The following is an 18,530-nucleotide window of genomic DNA, read 5'->3' on the forward strand; positions in this document are numbered from 1 at the left end:
GCGGGGCGCGGACCACGGTGGTGAGGCGGGTACGGCGTGTTGCGAGGCGGCCGGTGGCGGAGCACGGGCAGCGCCCTGGTGCGGGTGATTCTGGTGTGGGCGGTGTCCACCCTCACCATGCTCGCCCTGGCGGGGATCCTGCCCGACTTCCGGCTGGAGTCCGCCGACGGCGACAGCATCACGCGGATCGGCCTGACCGCCGCATGGGGCGCCGGCGCCTTCGGACTGCTGAGCGCGCTGGTCTGGCCGGTCCTCGTACGGGCCCTGCTGCTGGTACCGGCCCTGGTGCTCGGGCTCCTCGTCTTCTTCCTCAACGGCTCGCTGCTGCTCCTCGCACTCAACCTGGTCCCCGCCGGCCGCAGCGAGGTGGCCCCCGAGACCGCCGTGGTGGTGGCCGCGGTGATGTCCGCCGTCGCCTCGGCGACCTCCACGGCGCTGGCCGTACGCGACGACGAGGCCTACCGGCGCCGGCTCTACCGGCTCGCCGACCGGCAGCGGCGCCGCCAGCGCCGACAGGGCACCAGGGGCGCGGACGAGGCCGCGCCCGGCCTGGTGATCATCCAGCTCGACGGCGTCGGCCACGAGGTGCTGCGCCGGGCCGCCGGCAGGGGCGTGATGCCGACGGTGGCCGACTGGCTGGAGCGCACCCACCGCATCACCTCCTGGCGTACGGACTGGTCCAGCCAGACCGGCGCCAGCCAGCTCGGCATCCTGCACGGCTCGAACTTCGACGTCCCGGCCTTCCGCTGGTACGAGAAGGACACCGGCGAGGTGATGGTCTGCAACCGCCCCACCAGCGCCGCCGACCTCCAGCGGCGGGCCGTCGCCCGCACCGGCAACGGCGGGCTGCTCACCCTCGACGGGGCCAGCCGCGGGAACCTCTTCAGCGGCGGCGCCGACCAACTGGCCCTCGTGCTCTCGGTCTCCGCCCGCCGGGGCCGGGCCAACCGCTCCCGCGCGGGCTACTTCGCGTACTTCTCCGACCCGGCCAACGCGGTGCGCACCGCGCTCTCCTTCACCGCCGAAGTGGGCCGGGAGATCGGCCAGTCGGTGAGGTCCCGCCTGCGCGAGGACCGGCCGCGGGTGTCCCGGGGCGGGCTCTACCCGATGATCCGGGCCTTCGCGACGGTGGTGGAGCGCGACGTCGTGGTGGCGGCCGTGATCGGCGACATGCTCGCCGGGCGCGCCGCCGTGTACGCGGACCTGGTCGCCTACGACGAGGTCGCCCACCACTCGGGCCCGTACGGCCGGGACACCGACCAGGTCCTCGCCCGCCTCGACCGGAGCCTCGCGCTGCTCGCGCGGGTCGCCGAGCACGCGCCGCGGGAGTACCGGATCGTGCTGCTCTCGGACCACGGCCAGAGCCCCGGCGAGACCTTCCTGGGGCGGTACGGGCTCAGGCTGAAGGACCTGGTCCGGGCCGGCTGCGGGCTGCCGGTGTCCCGCCGGGCCGGGCGCACCCACAGTGGGGCCGAGGCGCGCGCCGCCGTACGGGCCGCCCTGCACCGGCCGGTCGAGGAGGAGGGCGAGGAGGCCCACCCGGAGCCGGGCCCGGACCCGGTCGTGCTGGCCTCGGGCAACCTCGGGCTGATCTCCTTCCCCGACCTGCCGGGCCGGGCCTCGCGGGAGCGGATCGAGCGCGCGCACCCGGCCCTGCTGGCGACCCTGGCCAACCACCCGGGCATCGGTTTCCTGCTGGTGGACGGGGAGGTGCTGGGGCCGGACGGGGCCCGGGCGCGGCTGGACGTCCCGGGCGAGGCGGAGGCGGCGCTGGCGCGCTTCGGGCCGGGCGCCGCGCAGGCCGTCCGGCGGACCGACTCCTTCCCGCACGTGGCCGACATCATGGTGAACTCGGCGTACGACCCGGACACGGGCGCGGTGCACGCCTTCGAGGAGCAGATCGGCTCGCACGGGGGCCTCGGCGGGGAGCAGGGGCGCGCGTTCCTGATGTGGCCGAGCGAGCTGTCGGAGCCCGGCCCGGAGCCCGGGGCCGAGCTCGTGGGCGCGGAGGCGGTGCACCGGGTGCTGCGGCGCTGGCTGCGGGAGGCGGACGGCCCGCAGGTGCCGGCCGGCCCCCGGGCCGCTCCGACGCGGGTGGAGAATCAGCGGCTGGAGGGGGCATCGGACGGAACCTTTCCTTCCGTGGACGCCTCCGTGCGGGACGAAACCCGCTGATTTGGTGGCTCCTTCGCGCTGGTCAACCATGGGTTGACCTGCCCAGCATGTGAGACACCCCGAGGCGCACCACCGATGACCAGCACCACAGCACCGCCCACCGCAGCTCCCGAAGTCGAGGCCGGGGGCGAGGGCGAGCCCGCCTCCGAGACCCGCCCGCAGGACGGCCCGCACGCCCGCCGCTTCGGCCTCCCCGTCGCGACCTGCCTGGTCATGGGCAACATCATCGGCGGCGGCATCTTCCTGTTGCCCGCCTCGGTGGCCCCCTTCGGCACCGTCAGCCTCGTCGCCTTCGGCGTACTCACCCTCGGCGCCGTCGCCCTCGCCCTGGTCTTCGGGCGTCTCGCCGAACGCCACCCGCAGACCGGCGGCCCGTACGTCTACGCCCGCGCCGCGTTCGGCGACTTCGCGGGCTTCCTCGCGGCGTGGAGCTACTGGATCACCACCTGGGTCTCCAACGCGGCCCTCGCCGTCGCGTCCGTCGGCTACCTCGGCGTGCTCTTCCCGGCCGTGGGCGAGCACAAGTGGTCGATGTGCCTGGCCGCCCTCACCGTGCAGTGGCTGCCCGCTCTGGCCAACCTGGCCGGCACCCGCTACGTCGGCGCGGTGCAGGTGGTCGCCACCGTCCTGAAGTTCGCGCCCCTGCTGCTGGTCGCCGTGGGCGGGCTGTTCTTCTTCGACCCGGCCAACCTCGGCCCCTTCCGGGCCACCGACCAGAGTGCGGTCGGCGCCGTCTCCGCCACCGCCGCGATCCTGCTCTTCAGCTACCTCGGCGTCGAATCGGCCGCCGTCAGTGCCGGCGAGGTCCGCGACCCGGCCCGCAACGTCGGCCGGGCCACCATCCTCGGCACCGTCGGCGCGGCCGCCGTCTACCTGCTGGGCACCCTCGCCGTCTTCGGCCTGGTCCCGCACGAGGAGCTGGTCTCCTCCACCGCTCCGTTCACCGACGCCGTCAACGCCATGTTCTCCGCAGATGGAGGGGCCGAAGGCACCTGGGGCGGCACGCTCGTCGCCTGCGCGGCCGTGGTCTCGATGGTCGGCGCGCTCAACGGATGGACCCTGCTCAGCGCGCAGACCCCGTACGCCGCCGCCAAGGACGGGCTGTTCCCCAAGGCCTTCGGGACGAAGAAGCGCGGTGTCCCGGTGGCCGGTGTCCTCGTCACCGTCGTGCTGGCCTCCGGCCTGACCCTCTACAACTACACAGCCGGCTCCGAGGGCGTCTTCGAGACCCTGGTCCTGGTCACCACCTTCACCGCGACCGTCCCCTATCTGCTGTCCACCGCCGCGCAGCTGTATTTCCTCGCCTCCGGCCAGTCCGAGCGGGTCCACCGCGGCCGGCTCGTCCGCGACTGCGTCCTCGCCTGCCTGGCCTTCGCCTTCTCGATGTGGCTGGTCGCCGGATCCGGCTACGCCGCCGTCTACCAGGGCGTCCTCTTCCTCTTCGCGGGCGTGCCCGTGTACGCGGTGATGTCGGCGAGGTCCGCCCGCAGGCGGCGGGCGGCCGTTTCACCCGCGGGGTAATTTGGAAGCAGAGGCCGGTCAGGGGGGCTCTAAGGGGTCGCCATGTCCGCGATCAGCAACAGCATCGACATCGACCGCAGACCCGAGGACGTCTTCGCCTACGTCACGGACCCCACGCACCTGCCGGAGTGGCAGGACGGCGCCGTGTCCGCGGCTCCCGTGGGCGACCTGCCGGTCCACGTGGGTTCGAGGGTCCTCGTCACCCGCCGGGTCGGCAAGCGGCGGATGCCCTCGACCGTGGAGTTCACGGAATTCGACCCGCCGCGCAGCTGGCACCTCCACGGCGTCGACGGGCCCGTCCGGCCGGACGTACGGGGCCGGATCGAACCCCTCGACAACGGGACCCGCTCACGCGTCACGCTCTCCGTCGACTTCGAGGGCCACGGCCTGGGCAGGGGCCTCGTCCCCCTGGTGGTCAAGCCGATGGTCCGCAAGGAAATGCCCCGCAGCGAGGAGAAGCTGAAGCACCTGCTGGAGCACTCCGCGGCCTGAGCCGGCGGGAAAACCGGATGCTCCCGGAGACGGGGTGCGCCCACACTGGGCGCACCACATCCCGGACCCCGAAGGACATCCACACCCGTGCAGGCTGCCGTGACCGTCACTCCCGCCCAGATCCCCGAACTGCTCCTCGGCCTCGCCACGGTGCGGCCCGTGTTCCTCTGGGGGGCGCCCGGCATCGGAAAGTCCTCGCTCGTGCGGAAGTTCGCCGACTCCCTGGGCCTGGAGTGCGTCAGCCTCCTCGGTACGCAGCTCGCCCCCGAGGACCTGATCGGCGTACCGCAGATCCGTGACGGCCGCTCCGTCTTCTGCCCGCCCGAGGCCATCGCCCGCGACGAGCCGTACTGCCTCTTCCTCGACGAGCTCAACGCCGCGTCCCCGGACGTCCAGAAGGCCTTCTACTCGCTGATCCTCGACCGCCGGATCGGCTCCTACGAGCTGCCCGCCGGCTCCATCGTCATCGGCGCGGGCAACCGGGCCACCGACAACGCGCTGGCCCGGCCCATCGCCTCGGCCCTGGTCAACCGCCTCACCCACGTCCACCTCCAGGCCTCCGCGCAGGACTGGCTGATCTGGGCCGGCGAGAACGGCATCCACCCCTGGATCACCGACCACCTCACCGACCGCCCCGACCACCTGTGGTCGCAGCCGCCCAAGACCGAGGAACCCTTCTCCACGCCGCGTTCCTGGCACATGCTCTCCGACGCCCTGCACTCCTTCGGGCCCGAGCTGGACGAGCAGACCCTGAAGGTCGTCGCGCACGGCACCCTCACCCCCGCGCACGCCGTCTCCTTCTGCGGCTACGCGAAGATCGTCCGCCACAGCTTCGGCATCGAGGCGATCATCAAGGGCGACGCCTCCTGGCCCACCCGGCCCGCCGACCGCGACCTGCTGTACTACCTGGCCGAGGCCTTCCGCGGCCGCCTGATCAAGGAACTCCCGGCGCAGCGCGAACACGTCTCGCCCGCCGTCCGGCAGACCGCCTACCGCGCCAAGTCCCTGCTCGTGCAGCTCGCCGAAATCTCCGTCGAGGTCGCCCAGACCGTCATCGCCGACGACGGCGACGGGCTGCCGGTCCTGCCCGGCTGGTTCCTGATCGAGGCCGCCCGCGACATGCCCCGCCTGGTCGAGGCCCGCCGGTGAGCCGCGGCGCCCCGCGCGGCAAGAACGGCAAGGAGACCAAGGCCGACCCCGCCACCCAGGCCTTCGCCGAGGGCCTGGCCCTGGTCAAACGGAACCCGGCCCTCGCCGCCGTCGAGGGGAACATCTGCCGCGAGGCCGGCTGCGCGGCCGCCCCCACCGGGGGACTGGCCGTCGTGACCTCCAACGGCACGATCCACGTCCACCCCACCCGACGGGCCGACCCCCGGGAGTGGGCCTGGACGATCGCCCACGCCCTGCTCCACCTCGGCTTCGGCCACGTCCCCGCCGACGGGGACGAGGACCGTCCGCAGCCCGACCGCTTCGACCTCGCCGCCCGCTGCGCCGTCGTCAACCGCTTCCTGCTGACCTTCTCCGTCGGCCGGGCCCCCGACCACCTCCCCGCCCAGTACCCCGGCGGCGACGAGGAACTGCTCGCCGCCCGCTGGCGCCGCGACGGCATCCCCGCCGCCTACGAGCGCTGCGGCACCGCCGGGGACCACCCCGACCAGGTCCTGGTCACCTGGCCGGCCTGGGGGAACAGCGCCGCCCCCGACTGGGAGACGGCCTTCGCGCACGCCCTGACCCGCAGCGTCTCCGCCGCCATGGACGTCGCGGGCGGCCGCCGCGACCGGATCACGGGAGAGCGCGTACGCCGGCACCCGTGGGACCGGGCGCTGAACTGGTTCGTCTCCTCCTACCCGCTGCTCGGCGGCCTCGCCGCCGGCCTGGAGATCGTCGCCGACGCCGAACTCGCCCGCTCCCAGGGCATCGCCATCGCCGCCGTCAGCGCGAGCGCCGGCGAGATCTACGTCAACCCGCTGCGCACCTTCACCGACGGCGAATGGCGGTTCATCCTCGCCCACGAGATGCTGCACGCCGCCCTGCGCCACGGCGAGCGCCGCGGCGCACGCGACCCGTACCTGCACAACGTGGCCGCCGACTACGTGGTCAACGGCTGGCTCGTGGAGATGGGGGTCGGCGAGATGCCCGAAGGGCTGCTCCACGACCCGGCGCTGAAGGACCTCTCGGTCGAGGAGGTCTACGACCGCATCACCACCGACCTGCGCCGGATGCGCCGGCTCGCGACCCTGCGCGGCAAGGGCCTCGGGGACATCCTGGGCGAGCCGCTGCCCCACCCGGGGAGCGGCCCGTACAGCGATCTGGACGGCTTCTACCGGCGGGCCCTGGTCCAGGGCTTCGACCTGCACGCGTACGGGGAGCGCGGGCTGTTGCCCGCCGGGCTGATCCAGGAGATCCGGGCCTTGGCGCACCCGCCGGTGCCCTGGGACGCCCGCCTCGCCCGCTGGTTCGACGAGTACGTGCCGCGTCCCGTGGCCGTACGGTCCTACGCGCGCCCGGCACGCCGCCAGGCGTCCACCCCGGACATCCCCCGCGCGGGCCGGTACTTCCCGCCCGAGGAGATCGCCCGCTGCACCTTCGGCGTGGTGCTCGACACCTCGGGGTCCATGAACGCCGCCCTGCTCGGCAAGGCGCTGGGCGCGATCGCCTCGTACGCACGGGCCCGCGACGTAACGGCGGCACGCGTCGTGTTCTGTGACGCGGCGCCGTACGACGCGGGCTATCTGCCCCCGAGCGAGATCGCGGGCCGGGTACGGGTGCGCGGCCGCGGCGGCACGGAACTGCAACCGGGCATCGACCTGCTCCAGCGGGCGGAGGACTTCCCGCCCGGGGCCCCGGTTCTGGTGATCACGGACGGGTGGTGCGACACCCTGCGGATCCGGCGCGAGCACGCCTATCTGGTTCCGCAGGGTGCTTCCCTGCCGTTCACGCCACGAGGGCCCGTCTTCCGACTGACCTGACGGTTTAGTCGAGGTAGTCGCGCAGCACCTGCGAACGCGACGGGTGGCGCAGCTTCGACATGGTCTTGGACTCGATCTGGCGGATGCGCTCACGGGTGACCCCGTACACGCGGCCGATCTCGTCCAGGGTCTTCGGCTGGCCGTCGTTGAGGCCGTAACGCATGGAGACCACGCCCGCCTCGCGCTCGGAGAGCGTGCCCAGGATCGACTGGAGCTGCTCCTGGAGGAAGGTGAAGCTCACGGCGTCGGCCGGGACGACCGCCTCGGAGTCCTCGATGAGGTCGCCGAACTCGCTGTCGCCCTCCTCACCCAGGGGGGTGTGCAGGGAGATCGGCTCGCGGCCGTACTTCTGGACCTCGATGACCTTCTCGGGGGTCATGTCGAGCTCCTTGCCCAGCTCCTCCGGAGTGGGCTCCCGGCCGAGGTCCTGGAGCATCTGGCGCTGGACGCGGGCCAGCTTGTTGATGATCTCGACCATGTGGACGGGGATGCGGATGGTGCGCGACTGGTCCGCCATGGCACGCGTGATCGCCTGGCGGATCCACCAGGTCGCGTACGTGGAGAACTTGAAGCCCTTGGTGTAGTCGAACTTCTCCACGGCGCGGATCAGGCCGACGTTGCCCTCCTGGATCAGGTCCAGGAAGAGCATGCCGCGGCCGGTGTAGCGCTTGGCCAGGGAGACCACGAGGCGGAGGTTGGCCTCCAGCAGGTGGTTCTTGGCCCGGCGGCCGTCCTCGACAAGGATCTCCAGCTCGCGCTTGAAGGCGGGCTTGTGGTCCTCCTCCTCTTCGAGCTTGTACTCGGAGAAGAGACCCGCCTCGATGCGCTTGGCGAGCTCGACCTCCTGCTCGGCGTTGAGGAGCGGCACCTTGCCGATCAGCTTCAGGTAGTCCTTGACGGGGTCGGCGGTGGCGCCGGCCACCATGACCGTCTGCGCCGGGGCGTCGTCCTCGTCGTCGTCGGACAGGACGAAGCCCTGGGTGCCGCCGGGCTTGGGGGTCTCCTCCTCGGCGTCGTCGGCGAGGTCCTCGGCTGCCCAGTCCTCGCCCACGGCCGCCGGGGTCTCGGCCTCGTCGCCGTCCTTGGCGCCGGTCTTCTTCGCCGCCGTCTTCTTGGTGGCGGTCTTCTTCGCGGCGGTCTTCTTGACCGTCCGCTTCTTCGGCTCGGCGACGGCCTCGGCCGTCGCCTCGTCCTCGGTGGCGGCGGCCGACGGAGCGGATATCGCCGCAGCGGTGCCCGGGGCCGGACTGGTGGCCGAGGTCTTGCGCGCGCCGATGGGGCGCGGCGCGGCGGCAGCCTTCTTGGTGGCGGTGCGGGCCGGGGCAGCGGCCGCCTTGCGCGGCTTCTTGGCGGCAACCTTCGTGGCGGGCGCGGCGCTGACGTGCAGCGCGACGCCCTCCTCGTCCAGGACCTGGTTCAGGCTGCGCAGGACCCGCTTCCACTGGTCCACCGGGATGCGGCCGGCCTCGAAGGCCTGGCGCACGTCGTCACCGTTGATGTGACCCTGCTCGCGGCCGCGCTCGACAAGCGCGACAAGGGCCTCGGATTCGGCGATCTCCGTGGGGAACGTACGGGACGGGCTGAGCGACACAAGGAGCCTCTCGTTGCGAACAGATAAGGGGTGGGCGGGACATCATCGCGCGAACTTGGGAAACAGACCCGAGGGGGGTCTGTATTCCGGGGCCGCGCGAGGACACCTGTCGGTTCATCGCATGCCCGAGTCGATTCGTTACGCGCTGAATTGAGTGACCTGCGCCACGCTGTGGCGGGGCAACCAATCCGGCGCGGTTCCGTCGGCCCCATCCGTCAGCCCGTTTTGCGGGCCTCGATGAGGAAACGGGCGGTGTGTGCGACGAACGGGCCTTCGCGTTCGATCTGTTCGTGCAGCTCGCGCAACCGGTCCCGGTACTGCCCGACCGTGAAGCCGGGCACCATCCAGATCACCTTCCGGAGAAAGTAGATCACGGCTCCGATGTCGTGGAACTCCGTTCGCAGTCGTTCCGAGCGCAGATCGACGACCTCGAGGCCGGCCTTCGTGGCGTCCGCCACGGCGTCGTCGGGGTGCCGGCCGCGCCGGGCCTCCTCCGGCTGGGGCCCGAGGAAGTACTCGACCAGCTCGAAGACGCTCGCCGGACCGACCTGCTGGGACAGGTAGGTGCCGGCGGGCCGGAGCACCCGCGCGATCTCGTCCCACCAGATGGTCACCGGGTGCCTGCTGGTGACGAGCTCGAAGGCCTCGTCGCCGAACGGCAGCGGCGGCTCGTCGGCGTCCGCGACCACGACCGCGCCGAGCGGGTGCAGCAGCCGGGTCGCCTTGGTGATGTTGGGCGGCCAGGACTCGGTGGCCGCCGTCAGCGGGGGCAGCGGTGCGCAGCCGGCGAGGACCTCGCCGCCGCCGGTCTGGATGTCGAGCGCGGAGCGGACCCGGGCCAGCCGCTCGCCCAGCAGCCGCTGATAGCCCCAGGAGGGGCGCTGCTCGGTGGCGCGGCCGTCGAGCCAGGAGAAGTCCCAGCCGTCCACCGATACGGACTCGGCCTCGGCCACGAGATGGTCGAAAGTACGCGTCATGCGTAGATCGTCCCAGCCCGGGCCCCGGTCATCCACCGGATGAGTCGACTACAGTGAGCCCCGGGCCGTGACTGGCGTTCGGGTGGATCACCACCGGGGAGCGGCCCGGCGTACGCGTCGTACGTCGGCTGCCGCGCGCCTGGGCGAACCGCTACCGCGAACCGCAGCGACGTTCAGGAGACCCCGTGACGACTGCCCAGACCGCCACCTCCACCGCCCGGCTGATGGACGGCACCGCCCTCGCGCGCCGCATCTCGGAGCAGACCGCCGCCTACGCGGCCAAGATCACCGAGCGCACCGGCACCGCCCCCTGCCTCGCGACCGTGCTGGTCGGCGAGGACCCCGCGTCCGTCACCTACGTACGCATGAAGCAGAACCGTTGCGCCAAGGCCGGGATCACCTCCCGCCACGTGGAGCTCCCGGCCGAGACCACCACCGAGGAGCTGGTGGCCGCCCTCACCGCGCTCTCCGAGGACCCGGAGATCAGCGGCATCCTGCTCCAGCACCCCGTCCCGCACCACATCGACGAGCGCGCGGCCTTCGAGGCCATCGCCCCCGGCAAGGATGTCGACGGGGTCACCATGCACTCCTTCGCCGCCATGGGCTTCGGGCTGCCGGGCTTCGTCTCCTGCACCCCCGGCGGCATCATGCGGCTGCTCGCCGAGTACGACGTCGACCTGACCGGCAAGCACGCCGTGGTGGTCGGCCGCAGCGCGATCCTGGGCAAGCCGGCCGGGATGCTGCTCCTGGAGCAGAACGCCACCGTCACCTACTGCCACTCGCGCACCGTGGACCTGCCGTCGATCGTCCGCCAGGCGGACGTGCTGGTCGCCGCGGTCGGCAAGGCCGAGTTCATCCGCGGCGAGGACATCAAGCACGGCGCGGTCGTCCTGGACGCCGGCTACAACGAGGGCAACGTGGGCGACGTCCACTTCGAGTCGGCCGCCGCCCGCGCCTCGCTGATCACCCCGGTCCCGGGCGGTGTCGGCCCGATGACCATCGCCGTCCTGCTGGAGCAGACCGTCCGGGCCGCCGCCGCGCAGGCCGGGCTGTCGCTCGCGGACCTGTAGCGGTCCCGGAACACGACGAACGCCCCGGGCCCTTCGGTCCGGGGCGTCGCGCATCCCCCGGCCACGGCACTAGACGCCGGAGGCGCGGCGGCGGGCCGCGGCGACGATGGGGGAGGCGCGGAACTCCTGCGCCAGTTCGGCCAGCGGCTGGGAGTCCAGGCGGTGGGAGTCCATCCGGTACGGGGCCGGGCAGCCGAGCCCCGCGCCCGGCCCGGCGCAGCCGTCGCCCGCGCGGTCGGCGGCCGCCCGGTGCTGGCAGGCCGCGGCGAGCATGGCCGCGTCCGCGACCAGGGAGGCCTCCCGTTCGGTGAGGCCCTGGGCGAGCGCGGCTTCGTGGGCGCGGCTGCGTACGGCGGGGTCGAACCAGCACGCGAGGGCCAGGATCCCGTCGTCGATCACCGACTCCCGGTGGATCAGCCGGATCCCGACCGGCGACCACCAGGTCATCGGTACGGTCATCACGCTGGACGCGGCGAACCCGCGCAGCGCCGCCCACAGCGGCTGCAGCCGCCGGTACTCGCTGAAGTCCCGCCAGGCCGCCGAGCCGCCGACGAGCGGCACGATGAACCCCGTGCCGACCAGCAGGGCCGCAGTGGCCGCGATCGGCGGCGCCCCGTACGTGGACAGTCCGTCCCAGTCACGACCGCTCCAGTGGGCGCCCACCGCGATCCACTTCACGGTGACGAAGGCCATGTCCATGGCTCCGCCGAGCATGAGCAGCGCCAGCCCGGTGCGCAGCGGCCGCATCGGATTCTTCGGGCCGGGCGAGCCCGCCGCCGGGGTCAGGCGCCGCAGCCACTTGCGGCACAGCAGGGTGAGCGCGGTGCTGCCCACGGTGTGGGCCACCAGGTAGCAGACGATCATCTCGCGGATCCAGGGCGTGTTCGCGTAGTACGTGTCCATGTCGCGCAGCCGCTCGACCGGCGCGTCACCCTTCGCGAACAGGGCGACGATCAGCACGATGACGGCGCTGTACGCGGCCACGGTGACGCGGATGGTCCGCCGGACACCGGGGGTCGGGGTCCCGCCCCAGTACAGGATCAGCACGATGGAGGCGCCCGAGAACGCGGTGAGCAGGCTGTAGACCAGAGGTGCCGAGAAGTTGACGATGCCGGTCAGGCGGTTGACGAGGACGATCGTCGGGGGCGCCGAGAGGAACACGGCGAGGGAGCCGACCGCCAGCAGGGTGCAGACGGCACGCATGAGGGGCTGGTCCCAGCCCCGGCGTAAGGTCGGCGCCTTGACGATCAGCGCCGCGGCGATCACCAGCCCCGGCACGTAGAGGATCAGGCTTTCCGTCATCGGGCCTGTCCGACGGGGTCGACGGGACCCACCGGGTCGACGGGGCTCACCGGGTCGACGGGACCCACAGCGTCGGCCGGACCCGCCGCGTCCACCGGGCTCAGCGCGCCCACCGGGTCCGCGGCGCCGGTCCCGCGGTCGAGGCCGGCCACGGCCCGCTCGGCCGTGGTGAGCGGCGCGGCCTTGAGGGCGCCCCGGTCCGAGGCCCGCAGCACCTCCCAGACCATGGACGGGCGCAGCCAGTACGTGGGCGGCCGGTTCATGGTGATGACCTGGAGCAGGGCGGCGGCCAGCGACTCGTTCGTGAGGGCACCGGTCATCAGCCGGTCGACGTACCCGTTGAGCAGGCCCGCCCCGGCACGCGGCTTCATGCCGGTGGCGCCCGGGTAGAGGATGTCCTGCGAGGTGGCGAGGTCCCAGGCGATGGCCACCTGCGGGGCGATGACCCGCTGCGCCTCGCGGCCGATGGCGGGGTGGGCGAGGCCCTTGGCCCGCAGCAGGCCGCGTACGGCGAGCAGCCCCTGGGCGGCGACCGTCATGCCCTGCCCGTAGAGCGGGTTGAAGGTGGCCACCGAGTCGCCGACGGCGAAGAAGCCGTCGGGCAGCTCCGCCTTCTCGAAGTACACCCGGCGGTTGGCGGTGCCCTGGGTGACGGCCACGTCCGTGAGGGGCTTCTTGTCTTCGAGCAGCTCGCCGACGATCGGGTCCCGCACCCCCTTGGCGAACGGGATGAACCGGTCCGGGTCGGCCGTGGGCTGCCCGCCGCGCGTGCCGGACAGGGTGGCCTGCCAGCGGCCGCCCTCGATCGGTACGAGCGTCGCCGTCTGGCCCGGTACGGGCACCCGGGGGTCGGACTGCACGTTGATGATCGGGAAGCCGGCCGCGTGGGCCCCGGCGGGCGCCTCGAAGATGCGGGTCGCGTAGACGAGGCCGGAGTCGACCTCGGCCTGCCGCAGTGCGATCGGGCCGAGCGCCTCCAGCCAGGCGCGGGCCCGGGAGCCACGGCCGCTCGCGTCCACCACGATGTCAGCCGTGACCAGCCGGTTCTCCTCCTGCGGGGTGTCGACGCGGACCCCGGTGACCCGGGCGGCCGTGCCCTCCAGGGAGCGGACGCGGCTGCGCTCCAGGGTGGTGACCCCGGCCAGCCCGATGACACGGGAGCGGACCACCGAGTCGAGGAGGTCGCGGCTGCAGGAGATGTTGAACTGCATCTCGTCGTGGCGCCGCAGCCAACCCTGGGCGGTCTTGGTCACCAGATCGGTGGGCAGGCTCCGGCGGAAGGCGCCCGCGGCCGTCCAGTCGTCGGTGATCCCCGGCAGGATCTCCTCGATGGCGCGGGCCCCGCCCGACCACAGGAGGTGGACGTGGCGGGCCTGGGGCAGGCCGCGCCGCGGAGCCGGGCCGTCCGGCAGCGAGTCCGCGTCGATGATCGTGACCGTCGTGTGCTCGGCGAGGACGGCCGCCGCGAGCAGGCCGGCCAGGCTGCCGCCGATGACGACGGCGTGGCGGGGCGGGGAAGACTGGGTCATCGTGTGGTGCTCTCTGTCAGGGCCGTGCCCGAGGCATCGGCGAAGGAGGTGCGTCGGCGGGGAAGGCGGTGGTCGGCCGCCGCTGTGGTCACGCCCCGGGTCCCGGGGCCTGGTTGTCTTCCGCGCTCAACGTCCCCAGCCGAACGAGGTCTTGATGCGCTCGATCGCCTCGGGGACCTGTTCTTCCCGGGGTGGTGGCGGTGGCAGGTAGGGCTTCAGCAGCTTGCCGAGGTGCAGTCCGAAGGTCTCGGCCCGGATCTCCGCCGGGTCCTGCCGGTCGGCGCGGGCGGCCGCCTGCCGGACCACCGTGCCGAGCCCGGCGTCGGAGCGCAGCAGTTCCGCGAGGCTGCCGTGGCGCTCCGTCAGCCGGGCGGCCACCGCCATGCCCGGGCCGTGGCGGTCACAGGTGCCCTCGTCCACGTGCCACAACTCGTGGCAGGCGATGACGAGCTGGTGCTCGGGCCGGGTGCGCTCCTCGATGACGAGCAGGTCGCGCTCGGTCAACTCCAGCCACAGCCCGCTGGCGGTGTCGGGCGGGAAGACCGCGAAGCGGAACTCCACCGGCCGGCCGCCGCGCCTGCGCGCGTACGCGGCGCAGACGCTCCCGATGATCTCGCCGGCCTCGGACGGCGCCGTGAGCCGTGCCTCCGCCAGCAGATCGCAGCCGAGCCTTCGCATGGCCCGCGTCGTCCTCATGGCGCTCCCCCCTCGGCAGTTCGGTCGCAGGGCGCGGCGGGAGGGTTCAGCTGTCCTTCCCGCGCGAGCAGATCGTCCAGGTGGTCAGCCAGGGACTTCCAGCCGCCCGGGGAGAGCCGCCCGGCGCGCGTGACGATGTTGCGTACGTCGTGTGCCCGCATCACGGCCAGCATCGGGTTCCCCGCCGCCCGCTGCGCGGCTTCCAGCTCGCGCTCCACGCGGGCGAGGGCGGAGCCGAGCGCCTCGGTGTCGTCGGCCAGCAGGAATCCGCTCTCGACGCCGTAGAAGCGCTGGATCCCGGCGGCCGCGGCGAGGTTCGGCAGCCCGTCGCCCCGCGCCAGCCGGGTCAGCGACTGGCCGGAGGCGTCGAAGGATCCGGCGATGGCGGAGAGGGAGTGGGGCTGGCCGTCCTCCCGTCGGCGGGTGCGGCGCAGGTGCTCGAACCGCAGGCGCACCTGCTCCTTGAGCGGGAGCCGGGGCGGCGTTCCGTCGAGGGTGAGCCGGATGCCCTGCGGGGTGATGCCGGTGAGGTACGAGAGGTGCTCCAGGTCGTCCGCGTCCGCCGCGTCCGCGGGGCCCGCCGGGCCGGGCGCGGTGGTGGCCAGCGCCCGCTCGACCGCGCTCTTGCTGTCGGCGAGGAGGAAGCCGGCGTAGACCCCGAAGAACCGCTGTACGCCGGCCGCGTGGCCGAGCCGGGGCAGTCCGGTGCCCGCGTTGAGCGGCCCCAGGGAGGCCCCGGGGGCGTCGAAGTCCTCGGCTATGGCGGCGAGCGACCACTCCCGGCCGTATCGGTCGCGGCGGGTGGAGCGCAGCCGCAGGAAGCGCTGGTGCACCCGCCGGCACAGCGGCAGTTCGGGAGCGGTGCCGGCGACCACGCGGGGAATGAGCGCGGGCTCGACCCCGGACAGGTGGCTCAGCCGCTCGACGGAGAGCACCTCGGCCGGGTCCTGGCCGCGCTGCTCCGCCAGCTCCACGACGCGGCCCCAGATCGTGTCGAGGGCGGGTCGGGCGGCTCGCACCGGGCAGTTCTCCGTAACTCGAGAGGCGTCTGGTAGAGAAGACGTTCGATTCGGTTGCTCTGCGTGAAGCGTAGCCCTCCACTGCGTGGCGAACCAGGGCGCCCTCCCACCTTTCTTTCCATCCGTCTCAAGAAAGGTTGGCATGCCAGGGGCATGACCCCGGAGGTAATCGACCCCGCGGCGGCCCGGCGGCATCGTGGTGGCAACGGGTTCCGGGGCCGCGCACTCGGCTCCGGAACCCGCCCGGATCTCCACCGCCACCAGCGCCTTCGACCTTCAGGGAGCCCTCATGTCCGCCACCCTGCTCGCCACCGTCGCCCGCACCGACGTCCCGCGGATCGCGCTGCGCCGGGTGCTCGCCCTCGACGCGGTCGTCACCGCGGGCAACGGCCTCGCCTACGCCGCCTTCTCGGCCCCGCTCGGGCGGCTGCTCGGGGTCGGCGGGACGGCCCTGTTCGCGCTCGGGCTCTTCCTCGTCGCCTACGGGGCCGGCGTCGGCCTGCTCGCCTCGCGGAGCCGGACCCCGGCCTTCCCGGTGAGGTTCGTCATCGAGGCCAACTGCGCCTGGGCGGCGCTCAGTCTGGTCTCCCCCTTCACCTGGCTCTCGCCCACGACCGCCGGTGCGGTGTGGATCCCGGCGCAGGCCCTCACCGTCGCCTCCTTCGCCCTCCTCCAGTGGCTGGCGCTGCGCCCGGCCGGTTCAGGAGGCCAGTGAGCGCAGGTACTTCGCCGTCGCCGGGTCGGCCGGCAGCAGGGTCTCGATGGCCAGCTCGGCGACGGTCACGTCCATCGGCGTGTTGAAGGTGGAGATGGACGACACGAAGGAGAGCACGTGCCCGTCGTGCTCGATCCGCAGTGGCAGCGCGATGTACGGCGCCGCTTCCTGCGGCTCGTCCTCGCCGGGCTGCTCCGCCACCGGGTACGCCGCCACCTCGTCGTACAGGGCCCGCAGCGGCTGCGAACGCGAGAGGGCGAGCTGCCGCTGCATCTGCTCCAGCAGGTGCCCCCGCCACTCCCGCAGGTTGCGGATGCGCGGAGCCAGCCCCTGCGGGTGCAGGGTGAGCCGCATCGCGTTGAGCGGCGGCGCCAGCAGGTGCTCGGGCATCCCCTCCAGCAGCATCGCGATGCCCCGGTTCGCCGCCACCACCGTGTACGTGCCGTCCACCACCAGCGCCGGGTACGGCTCGTAGCCGGTGAGCAGCCGCTCCAGGCTCTCGCGCAGCACCCCCAGCTCCGGGGCGTCCATCGGGGTGTGCGCGTACCGGGGTGCGTAACCGGCCGCCAGCAGCAGGGTGTTGCGGTCCCGCATCGGTACGTCGAGCCGGTCGGCGAGCCGCAGCACCATCTCCTCGCTGGGGCGCGACCGGCCGGTCTCCACGAAACTGATGTGCCGGGACGAGGAGTCGGCGCGGCCGGCCAGCTCCAGCTGGCTGATGCCGCGCCGCTCCCGCCAGGTGCGCAGCAGCGCTCCCACACTCGTCATCGTCATGCCCACGACGGTAGCCGAGCGGGGTCATCCCAGGTCGAAGATGTTCCGCAGGCCGAGACGGTGGCGCCACAGGTCGTGCCGCTTCGCGGCCTCCACCTCCGGGGCCCGGTACAGCGGCCGGACCGCGCACCGGGCGGCCTTCGAACCGTCCTGGTCCAGCAGGGAGTTGACCGCTGCGCGGGCCGAGGCGTTGGCGCCCTCCATGGTGGCCAGGTCGATGGCGACGGCCACGTAGTCCCCGCTGAGGAAGAAGTTCGGGATCCGGGTTCCCGCGCTCGGACGGTTGTGGAACGTGCCGGTGGGGTGGATCAGCAACTGGTCCTGGTTGGTGGGGTTCGGGGTGCCCAGCCCGTCCACGCCCGGGTCCAGGAACCAGGAGTGCAGCCTGGAGTCGGTCAGCAGGGTCCGGCCCGTGTCGTTGAGCGAGGCCTTCAGCTGCGCCCACACCTCGCGCGCCACCTCCTCGCGGGTGCACTCCTTGGCCGTCTTCCCGTACAGGATGCCGGGCTTGTCCCACTCCGAGATGTCCACCGACAGGCAGTCGACCGCCACGCCGTCCCCGTAGTCGGCGGGGAAGTCCCGCGAGGGCCAGTGCTCGGCCTGCTGGATCGCCGTCAACGACCAAGGCGAGTCGATGCAGTTGAGGTGTCCGTGGACGAGGGGCGCGCGCTCGGTGAGATAGAACTGGATGCCGGTCATCCAGTCGGTCTCCAGCTTGTCGCAGCGCCCCAGCATCGGATCGGCGGCCCGCAGCGCCGGACTCCAGGTACGGCGGGCGTGCTCGACGGGCAGCGCGCTGACGTAGTGGTCGGCCGTGACGGTGTGAAGGGATCCGGCGGGGTCCTCGGTGAGCACCCCGCTCACGCGGCCGTCGGCGTACCGCACCTCGCGTACCGTCCAGCCCATCTTGAACTCCACCCCGAGGGAACGCAGATGGGCCTCCCAGGGGTCGATCCAGGCCTCGTTGGTCGGCAGGTTGAGGATGCGGTCCGGCGGGCCGTCGGCGCCGCGCCCGAGCAGGTTGAAGACCAAGGCCTCGCCGAGCGTGCCCACCGTACGGGTGGAGGCCTCCTCGGCCTTGGTCGCCACGATGTTGCGGGTGACGCCGATGGCCAGGATGCGCTGGTACTCGCTCGACATCCGGGCCGCGCGCACGAACTCCCACCAAGGGGTGTGCTCCCAGACCTCGTCGCGGCGCTCGTCGCAGCTGGTGAGGAAGACGAGCGCACGGTCGACGAAGTACGCCGTCTCGTGCGGCGGGAGCCTGACCAGCGACTGCATGATGCCGGTGAGTGCCCGGCGCAGCTCGTCGGGGGTCAGCTCGGCGGGGGAGCGGTCGGGCCACGGGATGGGGGCCCGCAGGTCCTCCCGGCCGGCCGCCCGGGCGAACATCATCTCGCGCGGGGCGACGAGGTTGTCCCACACGCCGTTGGCGTTGCCGGGGAAGGGGATGCGCCGCATCGTGTCGGGCAGGTTGTGGTAGATGCCCGGGATGAAGCGGAAGCCGTGCTCGGCGGGCAGCGGCCGGCGGCCGCCGCGCGCGCTGCCGGGCACGTCCATGCTGCGGGCCTTGCCGCCGAGCGCGCGGCGCTCGTACACGGTGACGGCGTAGCCGCGCTCGGCGAGCTCGTGCGCCGCCGTCAGGCCGGCGACCCCGCCGCCGAGGACGGCGACGCTGCGGCCGGTGGGCGGTGTCGCGG

At 73.0% G+C, this 18,530-nt stretch carries 15 protein-coding genes and 1 riboswitch; of the genes, 7 read left to right on the top strand and 8 right to left on the bottom strand.

Annotation, left to right across the window (positions count from 1 at the left end; genetic code table 11):
• Positions 1 to 39: 39 nt before the first annotated feature.
• The 5 genes from ACFWB8_RS16505 to ACFWB8_RS16525 all read left to right on the top strand — a co-directional run bounded on the left by ACFWB8_RS16505 (position 40) and on the right by ACFWB8_RS16525 (position 7,157).
• On the top strand, positions 40 to 2,175 hold the full coding sequence (locus ACFWB8_RS16505; RefSeq protein WP_385226601.1) for a phage holin family protein: 2,136 nt from the start codon (positions 40 to 42) through the stop codon (positions 2,173 to 2,175).
• Between the two features lie 75 nt (positions 2,176 to 2,250).
• A complete protein-coding gene (locus tag ACFWB8_RS16510; RefSeq protein ID WP_385226569.1) occupies positions 2,251 to 3,696 on the top strand; it encodes an amino acid permease in 1,446 nt (481 codons plus the stop codon).
• A 42-nt stretch (positions 3,697 to 3,738) separates the two neighbouring features.
• Positions 3,739 to 4,188 carry an SRPBCC family protein gene (locus ACFWB8_RS16515; RefSeq protein ID WP_385226571.1) on the top strand — a complete coding sequence of 150 codons (450 nt, stop codon included), beginning with the start codon at positions 3,739 to 3,741 and terminating at the stop codon, positions 4,186 to 4,188.
• Positions 4,189 to 4,275: 87 nt separating this feature from the next.
• Positions 4,276 to 5,337, top strand: coding sequence for an ATP-binding protein (locus tag ACFWB8_RS16520; protein ID WP_385226573.1), 1,062 nt, complete (start codon positions 4,276 to 4,278; stop codon positions 5,335 to 5,337).
• Entirely contained in the window at positions 5,334 to 7,157 is a 1,824-nt protein-coding gene (locus ACFWB8_RS16525) for a hypothetical protein (protein WP_385226575.1), read from the top strand. The genes ACFWB8_RS16520 and ACFWB8_RS16525 overlap by 4 nt, the downstream gene beginning before the upstream one ends.
• Positions 7,158 to 7,161: 4 nt before the next feature.
• Here ACFWB8_RS16525 and ACFWB8_RS16530 read toward each other — a convergent pair whose 3' ends face one another.
• Both ACFWB8_RS16530 and ACFWB8_RS16535 read right to left on the bottom strand, forming a co-directional pair.
• On the bottom strand, positions 7,162 to 8,748 hold the full coding sequence (locus ACFWB8_RS16530; protein ID WP_385226577.1) for an RNA polymerase sigma factor: 1,587 nt from the start codon (positions 8,746 to 8,748) through the stop codon (positions 7,162 to 7,164).
• Positions 8,749 to 8,963: 215 nt separating this feature from the next.
• The gene (locus tag ACFWB8_RS16535; RefSeq protein WP_385226579.1) at positions 8,964 to 9,725 is read right to left on the bottom strand and encodes a methyltransferase domain-containing protein; all 762 of its coding nucleotides are present in this window, start codon (positions 9,723 to 9,725) and stop codon (positions 8,964 to 8,966) included.
• 57 nt (positions 9,726 to 9,782) lie between these two features.
• Positions 9,783 to 9,877, top strand: a riboswitch (ZMP/ZTP riboswitch).
• Positions 9,878 to 9,949: 72 nt separating this feature from the next.
• On the opposite strand from ACFWB8_RS16535, the gene ACFWB8_RS16540 reads away from it, so the two are divergent.
• The gene (locus ACFWB8_RS16540) at positions 9,950 to 10,795 is read left to right on the top strand and encodes a bifunctional 5,10-methylenetetrahydrofolate dehydrogenase/5,10-methenyltetrahydrofolate cyclohydrolase (RefSeq protein WP_385226603.1); all 846 of its coding nucleotides are present in this window, start codon (positions 9,950 to 9,952) and stop codon (positions 10,793 to 10,795) included.
• Between the two features lie 69 nt (positions 10,796 to 10,864).
• Here ACFWB8_RS16540 and ACFWB8_RS16545 read toward each other — a convergent pair whose 3' ends face one another.
• From ACFWB8_RS16545 to ACFWB8_RS16560, 4 genes are all read right to left on the bottom strand, one after another.
• On the bottom strand, positions 10,865 to 12,097 hold the full coding sequence (locus ACFWB8_RS16545) for an MAB_1171c family putative transporter (RefSeq protein WP_385226581.1): 1,233 nt from the start codon (positions 12,095 to 12,097) through the stop codon (positions 10,865 to 10,867).
• On the bottom strand, positions 12,094 to 13,626 hold the full coding sequence (locus ACFWB8_RS16550; protein ID WP_385226583.1) for an NAD(P)/FAD-dependent oxidoreductase: 1,533 nt from the start codon (positions 13,624 to 13,626) through the stop codon (positions 12,094 to 12,096). The genes ACFWB8_RS16545 and ACFWB8_RS16550 overlap by 4 nt, the downstream gene beginning before the upstream one ends.
• Positions 13,627 to 13,752: 126 nt before the next feature.
• Positions 13,753 to 14,322, bottom strand: coding sequence for a toxin-antitoxin system, toxin component (locus ACFWB8_RS16555; protein WP_385226585.1), 570 nt, complete (start codon positions 14,320 to 14,322; stop codon positions 13,753 to 13,755).
• Positions 14,319 to 15,341, bottom strand: a complete 1,023-nt coding sequence (locus ACFWB8_RS16560; protein ID WP_385226587.1) for a hypothetical protein — start codon at positions 15,339 to 15,341, stop codon at positions 14,319 to 14,321. Before ACFWB8_RS16560 ends, ACFWB8_RS16555 begins: the two co-directional genes overlap by 4 nt.
• Positions 15,342 to 15,630: 289 nt before the next feature.
• Here ACFWB8_RS16560 and ACFWB8_RS16565 point away from each other — a divergent pair, with 289 nt between their 5' ends.
• Positions 15,631 to 16,056 carry a hypothetical protein gene (locus ACFWB8_RS16565; RefSeq protein ID WP_385226589.1) on the top strand — a complete coding sequence of 142 codons (426 nt, stop codon included), beginning with the start codon at positions 15,631 to 15,633 and terminating at the stop codon, positions 16,054 to 16,056.
• Here ACFWB8_RS16565 and ACFWB8_RS16570 read toward each other — a convergent pair.
• Positions 16,042 to 16,830 (bottom strand): helix-turn-helix domain-containing protein, encoded by a 789-nt coding sequence (locus ACFWB8_RS16570; RefSeq protein ID WP_385226591.1) that lies wholly within the window; start codon positions 16,828 to 16,830, stop codon positions 16,042 to 16,044. The two genes, ACFWB8_RS16565 and ACFWB8_RS16570, sit on opposite strands and share 15 nt — an antisense overlap.
• Positions 16,831 to 16,854: 24 nt before the next feature.
• Positions 16,855 to 18,530 (bottom strand): FAD-dependent oxidoreductase (locus ACFWB8_RS16575; RefSeq protein ID WP_385226593.1); only part of this gene is annotated, 1,676 nt, incomplete at its 5' end.

It is taken from the genome of Streptomyces sp. NPDC060031 (assembly GCF_042736805.1).
Classification (GTDB): Bacteria; Actinomycetota; Actinomycetes; order Streptomycetales; family Streptomycetaceae; genus Streptomyces.